This window comes from Salipaludibacillus sp. CUR1 (assembly GCF_021028955.1).
Taxonomy (GTDB): domain Bacteria; phylum Bacillota; class Bacilli; order Bacillales; family Salisediminibacteriaceae; genus Salipaludibacillus.
On the sequence record NZ_JAIWPE010000027.1, the window covers coordinates 1 to 21,542 of the forward strand.

23 protein-coding genes and 1 pseudogene are annotated in these 21,542 nt (G+C 41.4%); 8 read left to right on the plus strand and 16 right to left on the minus strand.

Annotated features, from left to right (window positions below; all coding sequences use genetic code 11):
- Positions 1 to 198, plus strand: a 198-nt coding sequence (locus K8O68_RS06380; RefSeq protein WP_230896094.1) for a transposase domain-containing protein, incomplete at its 5' end; no start/stop codon positions are given.
- Positions 199 to 477: 279 nt separating this feature from the next.
- On the opposite strand, the gene K8O68_RS06385 is transcribed toward K8O68_RS06380, so the two are convergent.
- Both K8O68_RS06385 and K8O68_RS06390 read right to left on the minus strand, forming a co-directional pair.
- A complete protein-coding gene (locus K8O68_RS06385; protein ID WP_230896095.1) occupies positions 478 to 660 on the minus strand; it encodes a hypothetical protein in 183 nt (60 codons plus the stop codon).
- A 964-nt stretch (positions 661 to 1,624) separates the two neighbouring features.
- Positions 1,625 to 1,770 (minus strand): annotated as a pseudogene (locus K8O68_RS06390) (tyrosine-type recombinase/integrase); the annotation flags it as partial.
- A gap of 245 nt (positions 1,771 to 2,015) precedes the next feature.
- Between K8O68_RS06390 and K8O68_RS06395 the strand changes: the two are divergent.
- Positions 2,016 to 2,432: a hypothetical protein gene (locus tag K8O68_RS06395; protein ID WP_230896096.1), complete on the plus strand. Its 417-nt coding sequence runs from the start codon at positions 2,016 to 2,018 to the stop codon at positions 2,430 to 2,432.
- A gap of 328 nt (positions 2,433 to 2,760) precedes the next feature.
- On the opposite strand, the gene K8O68_RS06400 is transcribed toward K8O68_RS06395, so the two are convergent.
- From K8O68_RS06400 to K8O68_RS06435, 8 genes are all read right to left on the minus strand, one after another.
- On the minus strand, positions 2,761 to 3,030 hold the full coding sequence (locus tag K8O68_RS06400; protein WP_230896097.1) for a hypothetical protein: 270 nt from the start codon (positions 3,028 to 3,030) through the stop codon (positions 2,761 to 2,763).
- Positions 3,014 to 3,229, minus strand: a complete 216-nt coding sequence (locus tag K8O68_RS21570) for a phosphotransferase (protein ID WP_370640494.1) — start codon at positions 3,227 to 3,229, stop codon at positions 3,014 to 3,016. The genes K8O68_RS06400 and K8O68_RS21570 overlap by 17 nt, the downstream gene beginning before the upstream one ends.
- Before the next feature lie 160 nt (positions 3,230 to 3,389).
- Positions 3,390 to 3,740, minus strand: coding sequence for a DUF3846 domain-containing protein (locus K8O68_RS06410; RefSeq protein ID WP_230896098.1), 351 nt, complete (start codon positions 3,738 to 3,740; stop codon positions 3,390 to 3,392).
- Positions 3,741 to 4,119: 379 nt separating this feature from the next.
- Positions 4,120 to 4,434, minus strand: a complete 315-nt coding sequence (locus K8O68_RS06415) for an HPr family phosphocarrier protein (protein ID WP_230896099.1) — start codon at positions 4,432 to 4,434, stop codon at positions 4,120 to 4,122.
- A 202-nt stretch (positions 4,435 to 4,636) separates the two neighbouring features.
- Positions 4,637 to 6,022 carry an MFS transporter gene (locus K8O68_RS06420; RefSeq protein WP_230896100.1) on the minus strand — a complete coding sequence of 462 codons (1,386 nt, stop codon included), beginning with the start codon at positions 6,020 to 6,022 and terminating at the stop codon, positions 4,637 to 4,639.
- Positions 6,023 to 6,043: 21 nt separating this feature from the next.
- Positions 6,044 to 7,855, minus strand: coding sequence for a sugar-binding domain-containing protein (locus tag K8O68_RS06425; RefSeq protein ID WP_230896101.1), 1,812 nt, complete (start codon positions 7,853 to 7,855; stop codon positions 6,044 to 6,046).
- A 190-nt stretch (positions 7,856 to 8,045) separates the two neighbouring features.
- Positions 8,046 to 8,966: an ArsR/SmtB family transcription factor gene (locus K8O68_RS06430; RefSeq protein ID WP_230896102.1), complete on the minus strand. Its 921-nt coding sequence runs from the start codon at positions 8,964 to 8,966 to the stop codon at positions 8,046 to 8,048.
- A gap of 310 nt (positions 8,967 to 9,276) precedes the next feature.
- Entirely contained in the window at positions 9,277 to 10,452 is a 1,176-nt protein-coding gene (locus K8O68_RS06435) for a pyridoxal-phosphate-dependent aminotransferase family protein (RefSeq protein WP_230896121.1), read from the minus strand.
- A gap of 206 nt (positions 10,453 to 10,658) precedes the next feature.
- On the opposite strand from K8O68_RS06435, the gene K8O68_RS06440 reads away from it, so the two are divergent.
- The gene (locus tag K8O68_RS06440; protein WP_230896103.1) at positions 10,659 to 11,420 is read left to right on the plus strand and encodes an outer membrane lipoprotein-sorting protein; all 762 of its coding nucleotides are present in this window, start codon (positions 10,659 to 10,661) and stop codon (positions 11,418 to 11,420) included.
- 120 nt (positions 11,421 to 11,540) lie between these two features.
- On the opposite strand, the gene K8O68_RS06445 is transcribed toward K8O68_RS06440, so the two are convergent.
- The 3 genes from K8O68_RS06445 to K8O68_RS06450 all read right to left on the minus strand — a co-directional run bounded on the left by K8O68_RS06445 (position 11,541) and on the right by K8O68_RS06450 (position 13,415).
- Positions 11,541 to 12,452 (minus strand): VanW family protein, encoded by a 912-nt coding sequence (locus tag K8O68_RS06445; RefSeq protein WP_230896104.1) that lies wholly within the window; start codon positions 12,450 to 12,452, stop codon positions 11,541 to 11,543.
- Positions 12,453 to 12,681: 229 nt separating this feature from the next.
- Positions 12,682 to 12,807, minus strand: coding sequence for a hypothetical protein (locus K8O68_RS21400; RefSeq protein ID WP_255717036.1), 126 nt, complete (start codon positions 12,805 to 12,807; stop codon positions 12,682 to 12,684).
- A 119-nt stretch (positions 12,808 to 12,926) separates the two neighbouring features.
- A complete protein-coding gene (locus K8O68_RS06450; protein ID WP_230896105.1) occupies positions 12,927 to 13,415 on the minus strand; it encodes a hypothetical protein in 489 nt (162 codons plus the stop codon).
- Positions 13,416 to 14,616: 1,201 nt separating this feature from the next.
- Between K8O68_RS06450 and K8O68_RS06455 the strand changes: the two genes are divergently transcribed.
- Entirely contained in the window at positions 14,617 to 14,760 is a 144-nt protein-coding gene (locus K8O68_RS06455) for a hypothetical protein (RefSeq protein WP_230896106.1), read from the plus strand.
- A gap of 170 nt (positions 14,761 to 14,930) precedes the next feature.
- Positions 14,931 to 15,371, plus strand: coding sequence for a hypothetical protein (locus tag K8O68_RS06460; RefSeq protein ID WP_230896107.1), 441 nt, complete (start codon positions 14,931 to 14,933; stop codon positions 15,369 to 15,371).
- Positions 15,372 to 15,464: 93 nt separating this feature from the next.
- Here the strand turns inward: K8O68_RS06460 and K8O68_RS06465 are convergent, their stop codons facing one another.
- A complete protein-coding gene (locus K8O68_RS06465; RefSeq protein ID WP_230896108.1) occupies positions 15,465 to 16,007 on the minus strand; it encodes a nucleoside/nucleotide kinase family protein in 543 nt (180 codons plus the stop codon).
- A gap of 255 nt (positions 16,008 to 16,262) precedes the next feature.
- Between K8O68_RS06465 and K8O68_RS06470 the strand changes: the two genes are divergently transcribed.
- Positions 16,263 to 17,078: a pyruvate, water dikinase regulatory protein gene (locus tag K8O68_RS06470; protein WP_230896109.1), complete on the plus strand. Its 816-nt coding sequence runs from the start codon at positions 16,263 to 16,265 to the stop codon at positions 17,076 to 17,078.
- 2 nt (positions 17,079 to 17,080) lie between these two features.
- The gene (gene ppdK, locus K8O68_RS06475) at positions 17,081 to 19,735 is read left to right on the plus strand and encodes a pyruvate, phosphate dikinase (protein WP_230896110.1); all 2,655 of its coding nucleotides are present in this window, start codon (positions 17,081 to 17,083) and stop codon (positions 19,733 to 19,735) included.
- Between the two features lie 183 nt (positions 19,736 to 19,918).
- Here ppdK and K8O68_RS06480 read toward each other — a convergent pair whose 3' ends face one another.
- Positions 19,919 to 20,173: a hypothetical protein gene (locus K8O68_RS06480; RefSeq protein WP_230896111.1), complete on the minus strand. Its 255-nt coding sequence runs from the start codon at positions 20,171 to 20,173 to the stop codon at positions 19,919 to 19,921.
- Between the two features lie 262 nt (positions 20,174 to 20,435).
- The gene (locus tag K8O68_RS06485) at positions 20,436 to 20,801 is read right to left on the minus strand and encodes a SpoIIAA family protein (RefSeq protein WP_230896112.1); all 366 of its coding nucleotides are present in this window, start codon (positions 20,799 to 20,801) and stop codon (positions 20,436 to 20,438) included.
- 164 nt (positions 20,802 to 20,965) lie between these two features.
- On the opposite strand from K8O68_RS06485, the gene K8O68_RS06490 reads away from it, so the two are divergent.
- Positions 20,966 to 21,424, plus strand: coding sequence for a YuzC family spore coat inner layer protein (locus tag K8O68_RS06490; RefSeq protein WP_230896113.1), 459 nt, complete (start codon positions 20,966 to 20,968; stop codon positions 21,422 to 21,424).
- The last annotated feature ends 118 nt before the right edge of the window (positions 21,425 to 21,542 follow it).

Sequence of the window (21,542 nt, forward strand, 5' to 3'; positions counted from 1 at the left end):
AAAGGTGCAAGGTCCAGCGCACTCATCTACAGTCTTATAGAAACCGCAAAAGAAAACCAGCTGCATCCGTTCAACTATTTAACATTCTTATTTGAACGACTGCCAAATCTGGATATGGAAGATCCTCAGGCTATAGACAGCTGCCTTCCCTGGTCGAAAGAGCTTCCGCCTGATTGTTATCTTCTTAAAACTGAATAACTAATCATAATTCATCCCCATCTTTATTATAAGGTGGGGATTATTTGACGCTTACTTTGTTCTTACATTCATACAACTAACTCCTTCCAACCTGCTTGTTAGTTCAATTAAAGAAGTGGGCTCCTTTATTAAAGTTTCTCCCCTTTAGTTTAACATCATTTTCCAGTTATAAACTAAACAAAAAAGCTGCATGTGCAGCTTCCTGGGCTTCAACTATTACTCTCCCTTCACTTTAATAATACAAACAACCACACTTCATCAATTGAAGAACTACGACTGTTAATTATTTCTATGTTGTTTAAGCTTTTTTATTTCTGTGTTTATTCCAATTGCGAGGATAAATAATGCTGTATGTAAAGCCAACACTAAGCCGTTCCATTCCCCATCAAATAAGGTAACATTGATAAGCGTGGAAAATTGCATAATAATTATAATAACTATTAAGAAAGTTCTAATCATCATTTGCAAATTCTCCTCCCTTATCAAGTTGTATCAATTTATCTTATTTGTATTGAATTGTTTCCTCTTAAATGTATTCTCCCCTTTAACTTAACATCATGTGCCATATTTAAAAAGTTCCACTAATAATCCAATTTTCATTTGAAAATATTTATAAATCTGCCGCATAAAGAATTTAGCTTTTTTTCTCATATATTTTTACTGCTCTGACTAACCAATACAAAACAAGCCAAGGTAAAACGAATTTGGTAGTCCATTCAATAAAGTTTAAGATGATATTAAAACTATAGCCAAAATTAGACAGAACAAAGACGAGACCTACCATAAAGACAGCAGAAATAATCGAATATTGAACTGTCCGGTTCAAATGTGGTCTTCTAACAAAGTATGTAACCGCAATTAAACATAAAATGATAAGTAATAACACTAAAACATCATACACTATCCAGTAAATATTAGAAATCCAATACACATCCCCCTTTCACCAAGGTTTTTAAATAAGAAAAAGTGCTATTTGGAACTCTTTTTTTTATCTTTAATTAATCTTGTTATTTTCGGAATCCATATAATTAACCCTGCCAGCGCTAAAACAACAACTGGTTCCATTCGAAATAGTAACTCCTTACGAGAAAGTATAGAAACAAAACAGATAATAAGAAAAAACGAACTGGCAATAACATAGGGTCGGTCTTCTTTCGTATCAAGCAGCAATAAACTCACCCTCTTTTTACGGCAAAAGCCACAAGTTATTTTAAGTCACTCCCCTAGGGTAATATATAGAATTTTTCAATAACAGCCTGAAATTCTATTAAAAATTGTGCTATTATACAACTAAGAAAAAAGACAGAGGGAAACAATTTGTTTACCTCTGTCTTTTTTTGTATTCCTGCTTTATTCAACAATTAACTCCCCTTTAGTATTATTTTTCCAAATAGTTGTTTAGCTAAAGGGGATAATTATCAAAATATTAAAAATATTCGCGGTACAATTCTCGTTGCATCGCTCCACTAAGTTGTGCAATATCCTTGTTGTTTCACTTTTCTCGTGTCCTAACAGATTCTGAATTACTTCTAACGGGGTACCGTTATTTAACATATGAGTTACGTAGCTGTTATAAGTAACTAAGGGTAGGCGATGTTATTCAGTTTAGAGATTCCTCAGGAGCCTCGGTGAAGGAAACGTTACTTTTTATTTAACAGGACATACATCCAATGTATTGAACAGAAATATCCATAATATTAGTGGATATAGCAGTTATAGAGTCTTTAAATTCAAGTAATGAAATAAATCAGTCTTTTACCTCATCTCAAAGTAGAAAATATGTTATAAAATCAGGAAAATAATGTGAGGTGAAACGAATGAAAAAATTTATAATTGCTGTTTCTGTCTTTGTAATTACATGGATCTCTATCTCATTCTTCCAAACTCCTGTTCTTCACGGTCAAACGGAAGGTAAAAAATGGACCGCATCCTATACAGTGTCCCACTCCCTAAAAAACCTGTGGGAAGGGGAACTGAAATGGAAAGAGAAACAGGGATTTATTAACCAGATAAATCTGCTTATTGACGGAGAGCAAAGCACCTCTATAGACGGTGATGCCCCTATTGATATGTCCGAAAAAAAATCTTATACGTATACGGCTGTAAGCACTGAACCTCAAAGTAGCAGCAGATATGAACTTCTTGTTGAATGGGAAAACGATGGAAACACACATGAAGAGTTAATCCAGTTGGAGCCCAAAAAAAGGCTTTTCGTAATACCAAAATTGGATTAATTATAAATAATGAGTATCTCGTTAGCTCAAAAAATGAATAATTAAAAAAAGCAGACTATAATATGCTCCCCTAAAGGTCGACAGATGAAATAAACAAAATCTGTTTACCTGTGGGGGAGTTTTTGTGTCCAGAAAAAACTTTAAGGCATTAGAAAAGCTTAGGATTATCGCTGCCTTTTTTGTATGTATGCTTTATTTAAGAATCTACTTCTACTGTTTACATTAGTCCCCATTTCGTATGCAATTATAAAAGCAAGCATATGCAGCTTCTAGGATCTTCAACTATCGCTTCCGTTTGTTGAAGTATAAATCTTCACAAAGTTGGACTCTATTCAAACCACTTAGGTTTTAATCTGTCGAAGTAATCATGATCTTCTAAATACATGTATACTTTATCTAACATCTCATTCATATTGTTAGGAATAGCTTTTAAAGTCCAAACTACAGGTGAGAAGACACACATTGCCAGGTATAGTGAATACAACCTCCAAAATTCTTCATCAGGCTCATTATTATTAAAATATCCTCTGATTTGTCCTATTGAAAAAGGAATGCTTACTCCTCGGCTAAAGATCCCTATCTTAAGAAATTCGTGCATAGGATCTCCCCCAGTCATACCTGTTAAAGTCTATAACCCCAGCGAATTTTTTATTATTCACAATAATGTTTCCAAGGTGAAAATCATCATGTTGAAATAAGTTCGGTCGTTGTTTCATTAGATGGATATTTTCATCAATAAAATTAATTATTTTTCGGTCATTTTTAACCTTTACCTCACACGCTAAGTAAGCATCCATTAAATCACAAGCTGGAAATTCTTCTTTCAATCCATGAGATTAGTGAGGAAAGTTGCTATGTCAGTTTATTACTATCAATAAATTAATTTTGGAACAATAAAAAAACGCATGGGATTTTCGTAAAGAAAACCCATGCGTTTTTTTATTAATGCACCACGGTTTAGTAATCAACCGCCGGCAGCTTTTCGCCTTCTACTTCCACTTCTTCAAGCTTGTTGCGGAATTCCTGCTTCTGGTCTTCGGACAAGGCAATCGTTTTTGTACCGTCTGTTCCGGTTACGACTACTTCGCCGTAAATATAATCATTTAATTCTCCTTCGTGTTTAAGCACTAGCGTCTTCTCTTGATTGAGGACGGCCGCTCGTGGATTTTTCCAAACCACAATATTATCAGGAAGATAAAGAGCTTCCGGTGGCCCATTCACCAACCCTTGGATCGATTCAATATCAAATGAATTCAAGCTTTTTTCTTCAAAGCCTTTTTCCTTATCGCTTAAATATAAAATACTCATCGTCTCATCTCCTTTAATCTAAATTGTTTCCCACTACTTCTTTAACCCTTTACATGGAAAATAAAACGTAAGCTGTTAATTTATACAGTGAGGGCCCCTCTGGAGTTCCTAACTATACAGTAAAGAGCTTGGATATGATGAGGCATTCTCCCCAGTGGTGTAGGCACTCGGCGGGAGAGCACCCTAAGCTTTGTCCACCTGCAAAAATGCCGCACTTACGTTACAGATCCCAAGCGAACCTTTTAAAGAATCAGCATTCACATATCACTACCCAAACTAAAAAAGACAAGGCATATAAGCCCTGTCTGTGATGCGTAAAACGGTAAATTTTTAAACGAGTGACGAATGGCTGATCCTAAATCTTTGAGAATGATTTCAGTTACATCCACGATTCAGCCGGTTCAGAAAAATCCAGCTTGGAATTAGCGTTAGTTATTTTCTTTTCAATAAACCTGGCTATTTGCTGGCTGGCATACTCAGCATCTTCACCGTCAAGATGGATCATCAGCTCTTCTCCGCTTTTTGAAGTCGATAACAGGCTAAGGGTTCCTAAAATACTTTTCGCATTAATAGTTCTGTTATTCTTCACGACGGACACTTCACACTCAAACGAACTGTTAAAGTTTACAAATTCCAATGATTCCCTTACGGTAAAACCGCCTTTCGGGATACAGAACATCAATTTCTTTTCCATGCTAAGAACCCTCCTTTCAAATTTGCAGTAATAATTAACGTACTAAAAATGTATCATACGTTTTTATGGAAGTGGCATTTAGTGTTAGCTCATCTGACCGTTTTTTTTAAATGCAGCCAAGAAACAGGAAAGGGGCCGCACATCACCTTTCAGCGGCCCCCTTTTCTTCAATTATAGACTCTCCATAGCCTGTATTCTTACATTAAGAATTACCAGGATTCTGCTGCTTGCGCCACTGAAGTTCAGACACTGCTTCATTAAACTCTTTTTCTGTGTATTTATAGAAATACATCAGCACAAGACGAATGATAGAGCCTAAAGCCGGCAATAACGCGATGACGAAAAAAAGTCCTGTTAACGTTCCTTGTGACTGGGCCTGGTTAGGGACGTAGTTGATTACCGTCAAAATAACCCCTGTCGCACCGCCTGCGATAGCAACGGAAAGCTTGCCTGTAAATGTCTGGCCGGAAAAAGTAACCGCTTCAGACCGCTGGCCGGTACGGACTTCTGTCAGTTCGATCGTTTCCGCAAGCATCGCGGAAATAAGCGGACCTGTCGCTGTATACAAAATCATTGTCACTGTTAAGAACGCGAGGACAACGGTTGTGTTGCCGTATCCCGTCATAAAGAAAAGCACTCTGACAATAATGTCGGCAATAAGAACAGTCATTAAAATATGCTTTTTGTAAAAATATTTAGTAAGCATTGGTATGAAAAAGAAACCGATGCAGCTCACCAGGCTGATAATTCCAAAGGCAGCCATAAGGGAAGCGTTTCCAAGATTGTAAGTGAAAAAGTAAATATTAAGCGTTAAAGTGATGTTAACAAACACATTACAGAAGAAAGTAGCCAGAATAATAAACATTGGTTTGTTGCCTTTGATTATTTTAATAGCGTCGCGGATCCGCACACGTTCTTTCGGAGGTTCCACGCGCTCGCGGGTATTTTTAAAACCAAGAAACATGAACGGAAGCATCATTAGCGATAGAATCACGACTGCAAAGAAAAATCCGTCATTCAAACTGCCTCCGCCAAGAAATTCGGCTAGCGGCGTAAACAAAAGCGTTGGGATACCGATCCCTACGAATACACCTAAATTAGCGTACGTCACAAGCTTTGTCCGTTCCTGAGGTTCCTGGCTCATCACTGCTGACATTGACCAGAATGGAACATCCGATAACGTATAGAACACTCCCCACAAAATATATGTGGCTCCTGCAAAAATCACGGCTGCGGTCGGGTTAAGGTTTAACGGCAGAAAAGCAATTATTGTAATAAAGAATATGAAAAATGGCATGTAAAGAAGATATTGCCGGAACTTTCCGTGCTTAGACTTTCTCGTATCCATAATCGACGCCATCAGCGGGTCATTCGCTGCATCGAACGTACGTGCAATAACAAAAATCGTACTTGCTGCAAGAGCCGAAATTCCGAGAATGTCGGTGTAGAAATACATTATATAGGTACCTATAAGCCCGAAACTGATGCACTGGCCCATCCCGTAACTGAAATAAGAGAGCACCTCCTTATTACTGATTTTCTTCCTTTCCGGTGCTTCAGGCTGAATCATTTGTGCTCGTTCTTCCATTTTAATGTCTCTCCTTTCCTTTTATTCAAAAATAAATCCTCGGGTATGCTTCTGGTTTAACAGTTTTTTTACTTTTTCAGGGTCAAATTTATAGTCATGATCGTGTGTCAGCAAGCCATTGACCTCCTGCTGGACGTCTGAAAGCTGCGTATAGCAAAAGCCGCAAAAGTGTTCGTTATCCATCACAGCTGTAATTAACGCCGAGATCCGCTCCCAGGCTTCCTCTTTCGATTCCGGACGGTCGCCATATCCCCAGTCTTCCTCTGGAGACCCGGTTTGTTCAGTAAACGCCACTCCGCCAAACTCACTTAAAAGGACAGGCTGCCCTTCGTATTTATAGCCTTGGGCATACGTGTATTTATTGCTCGTCTTAGCAGGGGCTCCTTCAACGAAAGCTTCTTTTGAACGGTACGCCTCATTTAATTTTTCTCCGTCCTGTGTGTAATCATGGATGGTTAAAATATCCGTTTTCGTCTGCTCCCACCCGTCGTTTCCTATAACAAGCCTCATAGGGTCAAGCGCTTTCGTCAGGGAATAAAGCGCATCCACAAAATGCTGCTGCTGCTTATTTGAATAAACCTCATTGACTCCCCAGGACTCATTCATAATCGTGTAAATAATCGTACTCGGATGGTTGTAATGTTTCTGGATAATTTCCTGCCACTCTGAGCAGGCTCGTCCAACTGATCCGCTATGAAACTTGTAAAAGCTCGGCATCTCTGCCCAAGTGACCAGTCCTAATTTATCGCAGAGGTACAAGAAACGGTGCGTGCCGACAGTTTGGTGTTTCCTAAGCCCGTTGAATCCCATCGCCTTGATCTTCTCAATGTCCTCCAGTTCAGCCGAGGCATCAGGCGCAGTCATTAACGTGTCTTTATAATAGCCTTGATCGAGAATCAGTTTTTGGTAGAACTTCTCGTTATTCAGCAAGATCTCATTATCTTTCACTGACACTTTTCTCATCCCGAAATAGCTGGCTACGTTATCTTCCACCTCGCCGTCTGCTTCAAGAGTAAAAATGATGTCATAAAGTTCAGGCGACTCAGGTGTCCAGTATGCGAGACGGAAATCAGGAAAATCAGAGTCGACCGTAAGGGTTGTTTTTGTATAGGGTGACAGGTTGTTTACAGTGACTTCAGTAATCTGTTTCCCGTGCAGGTAGACTGTCATCGTGAGGGACGTTCTCTTCTGATACTGCTCAGGAATGCGGCTAAATGCTTCAACACTTACCTGCCCCGTGTCAATATCCGGTGTCATTTGAACGCTTTCAAGATAGAAATCGTTTACAAATTCCATCCAGACGGTTTGCCAGATTCCAGTCGTCCGTGAATACCAGCATAAAAAATTATCTTCTTTCCAGGATTGTTTCCCTACCGGCTGATCCGTTGTATTAAAATCTTCAGCACGCACGGTTACCGTGACAGTTTCTTCGTTGCCTTCCGGCTTGTAAGAGACCTTGAACGGGGTATGCCCCCCTTCATGTTCACCGGCCTGGAATCCGTTTATCCAAACTGTTGTCTTGTAATCCACCGCTTCAAAATGAAGCAGGATCGTTTTATTCCTCTGCTGTTCGTCTAAGCTAACTTCTCTCTCATACCAGACAACAGAGGCATATTCAGTGTGCGTGGAATTCCTGTCGCTTTCCTGGACATAAGGCACGTCTATGCTGTCTCCTGCTGGAAATTCTTTAAACCAGCCCTTCTTAATCCCCTCGTTTTCAGGGTCTGCAGCGAAACGCCACTCACCTTGCAGTTCAAGCCAGTTATTCCGACTGAATTGGGGATTCGGAGAAAGAGTCTGGCCCACCTCCTGAGCTATATCCAGCTTCATCATCGCTATCAACCTTTCATTCTCATAATAATAGTTTTATTACCTTAAAGTTAGTAATAATAGATAAAAAAATAAATCGCTTTCATCAACTTGATTTTATTGTAACCGCTTTTTCAGTAATAAACAAGAGCCTTTATCAAAAAAATTATTTTTTGATAAAGGCTCCTGAAACATTTTTGTCACATATATACTCTTAAGTCTCTACTGTCAGTTGAATTCCTTGCTCATAGTTACCAAATTTGGGGCCGAATAAATTAAATCCGCCTTTATTTTCGGCCTCATCTTTTACTCCAATTTTAATGGATATAAAGGGGTGTTTCTCAAGTTCCACATCCTTAATTGTCAGTTTATCGGTTATTTTATTTCCGTCGATAAAGCACCCTTCACTTGTTATTCGCCACCGTTTAAGCATCCCGTACTGTGTATAATTTGTATGCCACCATGAAGGTGTTAAAAATCCGCGCTCTCCTCCAAAGTCGCTGGGAGAAGTCCATGTCCCGGCCTCTTTTCCATTGATCCATACCGTGATATCCGATGGCCAGTCCAGTTTGTGATTCGGCGCTTCAGAACACAATTCAGCTGCGACTTCGACCTCTTTTGGTTTTGTTCCATAAGGAATCTTATTTTGAAACCGGTATTCCACATACCCGTGCCGCATGAATAAGAGCTGTGCGTCTTTTCTTCCCGGTTCGTAAAAGGCGCGGGGGTCATCCTGCATCCCAATATAATCTTTTTCGCCGACAAGCCCGCAGTTAGGCTGCACTTTACAATCGAAATACTCCCCTATTGGCATATCAATAAAAAACTGTTTATCATTTATTTGTGTTTCCTTTTCAAACAGGTCAACAATAATCCGGTCAAAATTTTTCGCGTTCACTTTCTGCGTGCCCCGTCCCGGTACAAGTTCTGTAGATATAAGTTCAACATCTTCCAGCTTCTTAACGTTTGTCGCTGTGGTCGAGAATGGAAGATTTAATTTAGCTGCCAGTTCATTAACGTTGTGAGGCCTCACACTTAAAAGCCGTAAAATCTCAAGGCGGTGTTTATTTGCGACAGCTTTTAATACTATTACAGCCTCTTCATCGGGTGACAAATGCTTCGACTTCAACTTCATCCCTCTTCTCTCTTTATAATCTTAAATTCCTCTCATTTTTTTAAATCCGCACATTAAAAAATGTCATCATAATTTAAGTATACCAATTAATGAACAGGTATTTCACCCTTTTGTGAGTCGTATTATCAAAAGTTAAGTTTTACACAGTAATTAAAACGAGAACTTTTGATTGAACAGAAAAAAGCCTTTGAATGTGAGTCACTTATCACGATTCAAAGGCTGTTCTTGTTTTGCCAGGTGCGGAAATGTTTCGCCTGATTTTTCCCCGGGGCCTTAAGGGTTGCTTTGTTTCCATTCACTCTGAAATGACTTAGTGAGAGAGTGATTTTCCCGTCAGGTGTTTTCTAAAGACCTTCACGGCTTTTGCCGGATGAGTGGAAAAACCTAGTTCATTCATCGCCTCTCCGATCAGCAAGAGTGCTTCTTCAAGCATATGTTCTGTTGTATTTCCCATGTGGCCGATCCTGAACGCATTTCCTTGTAAATGCGCCAGGGCGCCTGCGACAATGAGACCTTTTTCCGCAAGGGCGGCACGGAACGCGGCATCGTCCACGCCTTCCGGGTAAAGAATACAGCTGAGGGTTGGAGCCGCAGCCTCTTCATTCGCTAACGCCTTCATTCCATAAGTCTCAAGCGCTGCTCTGATTCCTTTCCCGAAGGCGGTATGGCGGTTATAGCGTGCCTCCAATCCTTCTTCCAGCACCAGCTTCATCCCTTGATTGTAAGCGTAGATCAGATTTACTGGCGGTGTGGCGAAGTATTTCTTCGGGTCATCCATAATCGGAAGCCAGTTATAGATATCTGAATAGTAGGCTGGCACGCGCCCAAGTTGTTCGCGGGCCAGTAAGGCCGTCTTGTTAAAAGCTGCGATAGCCAGACCCGGGGGTACGCCGATCGCTTTTTGGCAGCCTGTTATGACGACATCAATCTTGGCATCAGAATCGCCATACGTCTTACTCATATCTTCTTCAATTGCAGCGGTGGCACAGACGCCGTCAAGAATGACGAGTGCCCCGTGTTTTTTAATGGCCGGGACAAGCATATCCAAATCGGCAGCCACCCCTGTCGATGTGTCGGCGTGGGTAATCGTCACCGCTTTATACGTCTCCTTCGCGAGCTTTTCGTCCAGCTCATGAGCATCAACATGTTTTCCCCAGTCTGCCTGAAGCACCTCTGCTTCTATCCCGAACGCTTCCGCTAATTTAATGAAACGGTCACCGAAATAGCCGTGGCTAATGACTAATATTTTTTCACCGGCTGCAACGGTATTTACAATCGCCATTTCCATCGCTACCGTGCCGGAGCCGCCAATGACAAATACTTCTCCGTCTGTTTTGAACATCTCCCGTGTTTTCTCAATCGCGTCCTTGTAAATTGCCGCAAACCTCGGATCCGTGTGATTCATTGTTTCCTGTCCCAGCGCCTCATACACAGAGTCGACGACCGGCGTCGGTCCGGGAACGAGTACCATGTCTTTCTTAAGCATCATCCATCCCCCTCAAACTTTAGCTATTTTTTTAATTGGTAATATATAGTCATTCTACTATTAGACATCAAATCCTTTTTTTCGATGAAATTATTTAAAAAGTACAATGGGGCACCTTGTCCTTCACTAGCGTTGTTTATAAATGAAAGGTCCAGGGGAAATCCATTATAAGGAAATCAGTTTACTAATAGGAGGAAATATGGCTTATGCTTCCCTTGAAAAAAGTTGTATGGATCGTTGCATTTGGTTCGATTGCCGCCGGGTGCACGGATGATAATGCTGATGAAACCGGCTTGAATTCTAATGAAGACCTGACAGCTGAAAATGAAAATACAGAAGCAAACAACAATGACCGTGATGGAGATGACACTGAAGAACTGACAGCCAACCATATTTTAGAGCGGTCACATGACACTTACCGTGACATAACTGATGTCTATTATCACACGGTCAGTAAGGTTAGAGAGACAGAAGAGAATGGAGATACTGAGGAGACAACAGAAATTAAGTATTGGGAGTTTGTCACTGAGGACGGCCACCACATGAGACGAATAGAAAGGACCGAAAATGACGGTCCAACTGAATACACCATCACCATTGAAGAAGGCCGGTATATGCTTACTTATACTGCCGGCGACGATACCGCTTACGTCAGGGATCGCGATGAGGACGCTGCGTACGGCTTAGGGGGATCGTTAAGCAATGTGTCTGACCGTGAGGACGCTTCTATTGCGGGGACTGGTGAAGTGAACGGTTATGAGGCGTATCACATTTCGTTTACCGGTACGAGTGACTTGTCCGATTACTGGATCGACCAGGACACCTATTATATTGTCCGGCAGGAACAGCTCGATCATTCGCCTTACACAGAAACAGACACAATTGACTATGACCTTGAGCCGGACTACAATCCGGAACTGTTTGACGTTGATTATATTCTCCCTGATGGCGTGGAACTAAGCCGGTAACACCACTGTCAGGTCAGTTGGCCTGGCCCTGACTTGCGGCGGCTGCATTTTAAAAATATTCACGATATTTTCAGGAAAAACAGTACGAACAGGTCCCCCCCCTGCTCGTACTGTTTACGTTTATTCCTCTGTATTTATCTCCTCAGGCAGACGCGGTGACGCCATTGGCACTTTCCGGGGTTCGTAGTCGATCACATCAGAGGAGTAAAGTGACACAGAGATACTTCCCCCGAACCGTTTCGTCCGGATTAAGATCGGCTGATTGTAGTTATTCCGGAAGCGGAAATCAGGCCCGTACCAGCTCACAGTCGCATCCCTTCCCGGCGGGACGTAGCGGACGCTTCTGCTGTGCGTATAGCGCTCGACAATTTCCAGCCCGACTTTGTCTACAGCATTAAATAACGTAGAAGACACCTGGCAGATCCCGCCGCCTACACCTTCAGACAATTCTCCTTTAACGATGACGGGTGCTGGCAAATAGCCGTTCTCTTTCGTCCGCTCACCAACAACTTTGTTGAAGGAAAATGTCTCGTTTGGAAAAACCACATAATCGTCAATCGCTTCAGTCGACAGGGTAATATTGTGGGCACGATTTTCGTTATTAGAATTAAAATAAGTGACATACTCCCCTATTTTCTGAACCCGTATATTAGCTAGCAGCTCACTATCCACTCTCGGATGAATTTCAAGCTCCGGCACTTCGACTTTGGAAGCTCCGCTGCCATAAAAATAAGTATTAAACTGTTCCATAAACGCTTTCCGGTAAAGCCTGTGCCCGCTTTGCTCTTTAACGACTGTTTCCTGGTCATTGATGTACGCATTAACAGGCTCTTTGTATACCTTTTCATCAAGTTTATCGATAAAGTCAAGATAGGTGTCACTATCAATCATAGGTGTATCAATAAGACCAATATCAAAGTGTTCTCGGTTAACAATCGCGATCGTCTCCCCTTCCTGGGTCACAGTTAAACTGTCAGGAAGTTCAATGGGCTGGGTCGCTAATAAAAGTAAAACCAACCATATCTTTGTCATAAGCCGCATACCTCCTGGAATTAGTATTCACAGGGGTATATTAATTATGTGAGACCTTTCTTGAAAAAATCGGATGGATCCCTGAACAGGACTCATAAAGTTTGTCTAATTTAACAATGACGAAATTTTTTATTTAGAGACAAAGCGTAACGCAATAATAGTAATACAGGCCAAAAGCGAATGAGCAGAAAAGCGCCAGCAAGATCCGCCACAGCCTATGGGTGATCTGTTATTGTTTGTTTTTGTTTATCTCTTCAAGTAATTCAATCATTCTTTTATTTTGCTTAGTTTGCTCTTTTAGATACCCTATAATTGTACCAATACCTATCACAGCAAGCAGTATCAAAATCCACATCCAATACCCCCAATTGCAGAATTAATTACTACCTATAACTTTACATTCCGTTTCTTTAAAAAGGAGCTATTTTTTAAAAAGGCGTTCCCCTTTAAAAGGAATCATCCACTAATTTTTCTTTAATTTACTGACAGAGACTTCTTATGTGAAACACCGAGGTGCCGGTATTTTATTGTAACTTGATTAATGGGCTCGTGATGAATGAACGAAAGGCCATAAATAAGATCATCTTCTGTTGCTGTGCCGGCATTTACTTTTTCGAGTTGTTTTTGCGGGTGTGTATCAGGTTGAATAGATACAGCATTCACTTCTTTAAAAGTATACTCGCTCTCAACTTCTCCATCAAAATCGTCTGTAATAACAAACCCTTGCATGTGATGGCTTACTTGAATTTTGACTTCTGAAGGAGAAACCTTATTATTGACAAGCACCTCTTCTATTTTTACTGCGCCTATTGGACTCTTGTTTCCTGCCTCAACCAGCTGAACTTCTCCATCTAAACCAAAACCGCTTGAATAGACGGCTAAAGGCGAATACCATTTTAAATATGTATAAGCACCTGCCGCAATTACGAAAAAACTAAAAATCAGGATTAAAACCTTTCTCACGGTATCACTCCTTCGTTATCTCCTCGACAATCTCCCGGCCATACTCCTGGTTGATAAGTTGTGACCTGTCATCACTTGGTTGAGCATAAAACTTTCTGGTCATTTAGACGCCTAAAAGAGAATATTTAAATGAAAAAAGTGTAAATCGTCCAAAATATGAAAGTTAAAAGATACATTATCAATTGGAAAGCTACTATAACTAATATTATCCACTCGGCCCAACGCTTCCTCCGTAAACCAAAAATTAAAATAAAAAGATGCCCAATAACTATAAAAAGGAGACCGTATATAGAGATCGTGTCATGCCAGAATTCATTTATTCCTAAACCAATATTGATGACCGTAAATGCATAAAGGACTATTTTAAATCTCTTGTCCCTTTTTTTATTTTCAGGGCTGAATTTATCCATATGTAATACCTCATTTATCATTTTTATATAAACAAGCAGGAAGCTTCTTTATCATTTCAATTTCATGTCAAAGACAGTATATGATACGGGGAGAGATCTCCCCTCCGCCTGCTGAATTTATTTGAGCGGAATCCAAATTTCTGAATAAAGAACTTTACTAATTGTCTTTATTAACGCCTCGACCCACGTCATGATTTGACCTCCCTAATACCATTTTAATGCCTTTATCTGAAGGGTTCCTGTCATTTCCCCTCACGTGAAGACTGTTTTTAAATACACTGCTATTGTACCTTTCCTTCAGATGCTTGCATATGTTCAGGCATAATACTCTCCTCTTTCTTACCGCACAGCGCAGGCTCGTCCCTCGATAAAAACACTCTCATCTTACTTACCGCACCACGCTTTGAACTGTTAAATGTAAGGTTAGCAGGTAATTAATCTATCTATAGGTTGCACAAATCCTCTCCAAAACAAGAGTCTCTTTATAGCATAATGAGTTACCTGGCCGTATTCTCTAAGATTTAGTCTGCCATTTTTGCCGTGGATAACGTTCTTCCACGATGAGTTCAGAATTTTAGCATCGCCACATAGCACCGGCTTCCCTGAGAGATGATAAAGAAACTAATCCTCATTGAAAATAGGTTTAGTCTTTTCGAATGACTATTATCTATGATTCGCCCCTTTTAATAGAAAACGCGGCAGATACATAAGCAGCCATTCTCTAAAATCATAGTATGTAACTGTAAGGTGCGAAGCCTTACAACGATATTATTAAGAAAGGGGGAAAAACAATGTTAGCACTAGTAGTTATTGCGTTGCTGTTTTTAGTTGCTTTACTAGTGGCCATTTTAATTGGTGACCAGGAACAGCGTAATCTTATTATCAGATGTCTTCAAGAACTTCTGGGACAAGGGTCTGCTGCTGCAACAGCTTAAGAATAACCTTGCCCCACACATCTGGGAGAGCGTTTATACGCCTCCTGGATGTCCTAATTTAAAAAATGTTTACACATTTTTATTATTTATATGATTCAATTTGGCACACGTTACTTAAAGGCCACACTTTAAGTAAATTAATTCAAATGAAGAAAGGTGAGATAAATAACATGAGTGAATTTAATGCCAAAAAGAAAGAAGATAAAACGCCATCTAACCATGCCACCTATGATGAAGATGTCAATCTCGGAGGAATCCTTAATATTGCAGCAAATTTATTAAAGAACACTAATGCAGATCAACTTAATAACCTTTCAAAAATATCGTCTTATGATTCCCTCAACAGTTTAAATAGTCTTTTAGACGGCATAAAAGCAGTTGATCATTCAAATAATGAATCAGATAATGTAAATAAGATGATGACTAATATGAGTTCTATTAATAATGAAACTCATTTAATAGATAAATTATCACCTGTACAAAATGAGGAAAATAATGATTTGAAAAAATTGGAGTCTAAAATGGATCTCATACTGGAGGAGCTAATAGATTTAAAAGAACAATTAGATAAAGTTAAAGTCCAAGTTAAAAAAATTAAAAAAAAATGTTAAAAAAAGGGACGGCTGTAACAACCGATGTTGCAGTACCGTCCTATATTTAATTAGATCAAGTAGTTTATTGGCTCTCTTTACACCAGAATGAGTTTACTCCGCAAGGACCCTCCCGTAAATTTCATCGGCAATTTCTGCCACTGATAACGTTCCGTCCACGATGATGTCTGAATTCGGTTTTATGGTGTTCAGCATTTCCACATAGCCCTTCCTTCCCCGGTATATGTAATTCCCCATATCTGCCACGACCTCTTCCATAATACTGTGTTTAAAATCTCTCATGATCCGGCGTGCCATAGCCATATCCAAAGGAGTATCAATAAACACAGTATAGTCAATTAACGGCCTCATCTGAGAATGTTTATAAGCGAATGGATAATCCAGTACTATATAATTCAACGGTTCCTTTAACAACCCTTTTAAATCTCTAAAAAATGGGTCTAAGTTCCATTTGTCATAGTCCGCTCCACTGTCAACCCAGTCAATAAGGTCTTCTGGCCCTTCCAACTCGTAGTCATCAAAATAAAGTATGTCAGATTTATTCAACTTTCCCTTTAGATACTTCGCAATAGTTGTTTTCCTTCCGCCGGAGACTCCGGCAATAGCAATAACAACAGGACGCTTCTCTTTTTTCATAATTATCCATCTCCTATCCTATTCAATCTTACCATGTACTTCCTGTCTGAAATTTTCCGCCTGTCAGACGTTCACTCCGTAGCTATAGTTGACTTATTAATTGCCCATTTCCATGCTTTTTTTCTCCGCTGAAAGCATTTTTACATAAAAAATCAAAAAAATCTCTTCAAATAAAAATCTATTATGTTATACTTGTAACCGATTAGTATAACACATTAGGTTTTTACAAAAATTTAGAGACAGCAGGTGGTGTTTTTGAGCAGACAAAGAAAAGTATTCATCCTATCGGATTCCGTGGGTGAAACGGCTGATCATGTCGTCAATGCCGTGTCCAGTCAGTTTACGACTGATAATGTGGAATTCCACCGGGTCCCCTATGTCTATGCGACAGAAGATATTGAACAAGTGATACGAGAAGCCGGGCAATATCAGTCGATCATTGCCTACACCATCGTTATTGATGAATTAAAGCAATACTTAGATCAGAGGGCAGCAGAAGAAAACATTAAAGCAGTCGATCTGCTGAGCCCTTTGATCAGCGCATTTAGTGAGTCATTTGGTAAACTCCCTGGGCACGAACCCGGGATGATGAGGAAACTTGATGAAGATTACTTCAGGAAAGTAGCTGCCGTGGAATTCGCGGTAAAGTATGACGATGCACAGGATCCAAGAGGGATATTAAAAGCAGATCTTGTCATTATTGGGGTGTCACGGACGTCGAAAACGCCTTTATCAATGTATCTCGCTCATAAACGGTTCAAGGTGGCGAATATTCCTTTAGTCCCTGAGATTCCCCCGCCCGAAGAACTGTTTCAGCTCCCGAGAAACAAATGCGTCGGCCTTGTGATTACACCTGATAAATTAAACGAAATACGCAAAGAACGCCTGAAAACAATGGGCTTAACCTCGGGGTCAACGTACGCTAAATATGAACGGATTCTTGAAGAACTGGAATATGCCGATAAAATCATCAAACGCATCGGGTGTCCGGTCATCAATGTATCCAACAAAGCTGTAGAAGAAACTGCTCATTATATTATTGAAGTGCTGAAAATAGAGAGGAGCCAATAGATATGACAAAGCTCGTTTATATGTTTGATGAAAGCAAAAGCGGAATGAAAGAAACTTTAGGCGGCAAGGGTGCCAATTTAGCTGAAATGACGCGGATCGGTTTACCGGTACCAGAAGGGTTTACTATTTCAACCCAGGCGTGCAATACATATTATGACCACGATCAGCAAATAACGGGTGATCTTAAGGAGCAAGTGATTGACTCTCTCCATAAACTTGAACAAAAAACCGGTAAAAAGCTCGGCGATCCCTCCGATCCTCTGCTTGTTTCTGTACGTTCCGGTGCAGTCTTTTCAATGCCGGGCATGATGGATACGGTGCTGAATTTAGGTATGAACGAAGAAACAGTTGAAGCGGTGGCCGAATTAACACAGAACTCCCGTTTTGCTTATGACTCTTACCGCAGGTTCATTCAGATGTTCAGCGATGTGGTACTGAAAGTAGACAGCTACTTTTTTGAACAGCACCTGGAAGAAACCCGAGAGAAAAAAGGCTATGCGGCAGACCCTGAATTAACAGCTGAAGACTGGAAAGAAGTGATCACAGGCTATAAAAAAATCGTCCGCGACCATACGAAACGGACCTTCCCTGAAGATCCTCAAGAGCAGATGTTTTTAGCCATTCAAGCGGTATTTGATTCCTGGAACAACCAGCGGGCAATCATCTACCGCCGGCTAAATAACATTCCCGGTCACTTAGGAACGGCTGTTAACATTCAAAGCATGGTGTTCGGTAATATGGGTGATGATTCCGGTACCGGCGTGGCGTTCACAAGAAACCCTTCCACGGGGGAAGCGTTGCTTTACGGAGAATATTTGATCAATGCCCAAGGCGAAGATGTGGTTGCCGGAATTCGTACTCCCCAGCCTATTCATACGCTGAAAACGGAAATGCCTGAGGTTTATCAGCAGTTCGTTGAGACGTGCAACCGCCTGGAAAGCCATTATGGGGATATGCAGGATATTGAGTTCACGGTTGAGCGGGGCAAATTATTTATCCTTCAGACGAGAAACGGCAAACGGACGGCACAGGCCGCTATACGAATTGCGGTTGAAATGGTGAAAGAAGGTGTCATTGACAAGCAGCAGGCTCTGCTCCGTGTGGATCCCGACCAGTTAAACCAGCTGCTGCACCAGCGAATTGACGACTCCTACGAATTGAAGCCGCTTGCCAAAGGCTTACCCGCCTCTCCGGGAGCCGCTACCGGCCACGTCGTTTTTGACTCTGATGATGCTGAATTGCTAAGCCAGAGCGGGAAAAAAGTAATTCTCGTGCGCCCTGAGACAACGCCGGATGATATCCACGGTATTGTCGCATCTGAAGCGATCGTCACAAGCCGGGGCGGAATGACAAGCCATGCGGCAGTGGTCGCCCGCGGGATGGGAAAAGCGTGTATTTGCGGCTGCGAAAGTTTAAAAATTGATTTAAAGAAAAAAGAATTCCGCGTTGGGGAGACCGTCGTTAACTACATGGATACCGTTACGATTGACGGAGCGACTGGGGAACTCATGCTTGGCGACATTCCAATGATTCCACCTGAACTGTCGCCTGAATTCGAAATGCTTCTTTCGTGGGCAGATGAAGAGAGATCGCTAGGTGTTCGGACGAACGCCGATACGCCGGAAGATGCCTATAAAGCGCGGGAATTTGGTGCAGAAGGCATTGGCCTTTGCCGGACGGAGCATATGTTTATGGACGCGAAACGAATTCCAATTGTCAGGGACATGATTTTAGCCGGGACGGTTGACGAGCGCATGGCAGCGCTTGAGAAGCTTCTTCCGATGCAGCAAGGTGATTTTACTCATATATTTGAGGCGATGAACGGGCATCCGGTAACGGTCCGTCTGCTGGATCCGCCCCTTCATGAATTTTTGCCTGATAAAGAAGAGTTGCTAGTTGAGGTGACGAAGCTTCAACTGACTGACCCTGAGTCACCGGAGTTAAAAGAGAAAGAACAGCTGCTTAAAAAAGTCCGCCAGCTTGATGAATTTAATCCGATGCTCGGGCACCGCGGCTGCCGTTTAGGAATGGTTTATCCCGAAATTTATATGATGCAGGCAAAGGCCATTTTCTATGCGGCTTCAAGTCTTATCGAGAAAAACATAGAGGTGAAGCCTGAAGTAATGATCCCGTTAGTCGGCCATGTCAATGAACTAAAAGCGATGCGCCAGGTTGTCGTTGAAGCAGCGGAGCTTGTTGCAGAAGAAACTGGCAAAACGGTCGATTACACGGTCGGCACGATGATAGAAATCCCCCGTGCAGCTCTCACGGCTGATAAAATTGCTATGGAGGCAGATTTCTTCTCGTTCGGCACGAATGATTTAACGCAAACCACATTCGGTTTCAGCCGCGATGATGCTGAAACGAAATTCCTTCAGCACTACATTGAAGAAAACACGCTGCCTGACAATCCATTTATGGTATTGGACCAGGAAGGGGTCGGAAAGCTCGTTGAAACCGGAGTCCAATTAGGACGCCAGACGAAACCTTCTTTGAAAACAGGCATTTGCGGGGAACACGGCGGTGAAAAAAGCTCGATTGAATTCTGCTTCAAGAAAGGCCTTGATTATGTCAGCTGCTCACCTTACCGGGTGCCGTTAGCCCGTTTAGCGGCCGCTCAAGCAACGGTCCGTCATAAAGAGACAGTTTCCAGTTAATCGGCTTGAAGAGTCGCGCAACGATTTAAAAATGAGCACTAACATAGAGGCAGCTTCTATCCAAGGTGATTAAAATGGATGTGGAAGCTGCCTTCTGTTATTATGCCGGTAGTTTATAGAGTAAGGGCCCCCACTCTAATAAGGGAGGCTCACCTTAATATGCGGGTTAATGACATAGCTTACTTAAAGATCAATAGTCCTGTGGGGTTTACTGAAATGGCTCGTGCCTCCACCGCCTACAAGCACTCTCCCATTTCTGGGGAAAATCAGCAGTTTCTTTAAGTCACCTTGAAGTAAAAGTTCCACTTTAGCTTGATCCCTCGTAGCAGTATATACAACATATCCTGCATTAGAGAGAGACGTTCGCCAGTTATCATCAAATTCAGCCACTAATACGCGGTTTGAATACGTTTGATTTTTCCTTTCGGAATTTTTCATGAGCTTTTGCCCTCCTTCCGTTTTGAAAAAATAGGATGTCTTTATAACGTATTCAACAATCCCGCAATTGAATGGATACTTACCGCTTTTTATGAAAATTAGGTATTAAGGGATTTGGAATAGGCCGGTCACGCTCTGGAAACATATAAATAACCTTGCTCGAATGACACATCGAGCAAGGTCAGAGCGAACGTTTTTTTCTTATCTCACAAGTCGACGCAAAAAAGGACAGCGCGTTGGCGCCGTCACTTTTTTCAAATGATTAAAATTCATCCAGGATCCAGCTCTTAGCTTCTTCTTCCTCTTCAGGACTAAACTGGCGGATATTGGTGTTTGAAAATACATCAATTGTTTTAGAAATTGCCTTTACTGTTTTCGCATCGCCTACAATGGCATATTTCTCTACCTTATCCATGTCATTGTCTTTCAGGAAACGGAATCTGTCATTCATCGTAGATAATTCCGTCCCCTCAAAGTCAATTATTCTCGTGAACAGTTTGATCTTATCATACTCATTCATCACTTGTTCCACTTCAGCGAGCATCTCTTTATATTCCTGCTCCTCCACTTTGTTGTCAATTTCAAATGCCAGAAGGTTGCCTCTGCTCCAGTTTAATTTTCTGTTCATATTTTAAATCCTCCTTTTCAGGTCGTTGTTACTCTATTTTCCTGAAAAGTGGAAGGTATAAACAGTTGAATTCTGTTTCCGTCCCGGTTAAATGGGTGTTTATAACAGGTTTACGTTTTCAGCATACACTGGGAATATACTGACTCATTTAAGGAGTGATTCGTTTGTTCTACCCTTACGCCTTACCTCCTGGAAGCTATACTGGATATTCCTATTCTCAGGCTCAACCTGTTTTTAATCATCATCTAATACCTTTGAAGGAATCTCCTTATCACCTGACCCAGCATCAAGCATTCTCTCATCGCTCTTCCCGCCAGATGGAACCGCTGGACCCCTCCATGTTTATGGACTCAGCAACGGATGGCCAGCTGTTTTTGCAGGAAGCAAATGCGATCCTCAACAAAATCACAACCGACCGTGAGTTTGCCCGGCAAGTGATGACGGCTGCACGGGAATCAGATTACCAGGAAGTTGAACGGCTGATTATGGAAACTGGGATAACCCGACGACCGAGGATCTGGTTTAACCCGGACGGCATTCGTTTTGAATTTCAGTCTTCACCCGAGCAAGTGTATAAAAGCAGTTTAAGTATGGCCGTTAAATGGCAGCAGTTCATGGGGTAAGTATAATAATTCTTAAATGAACCCGTTTAATATCAGTCTGATACTAGACCAGCCTCCCCCTCGTTTCCCTGAAGCGAGGTTTTTTCGTTATTCAATCAGCCTTGAGTTTGTTAATAAA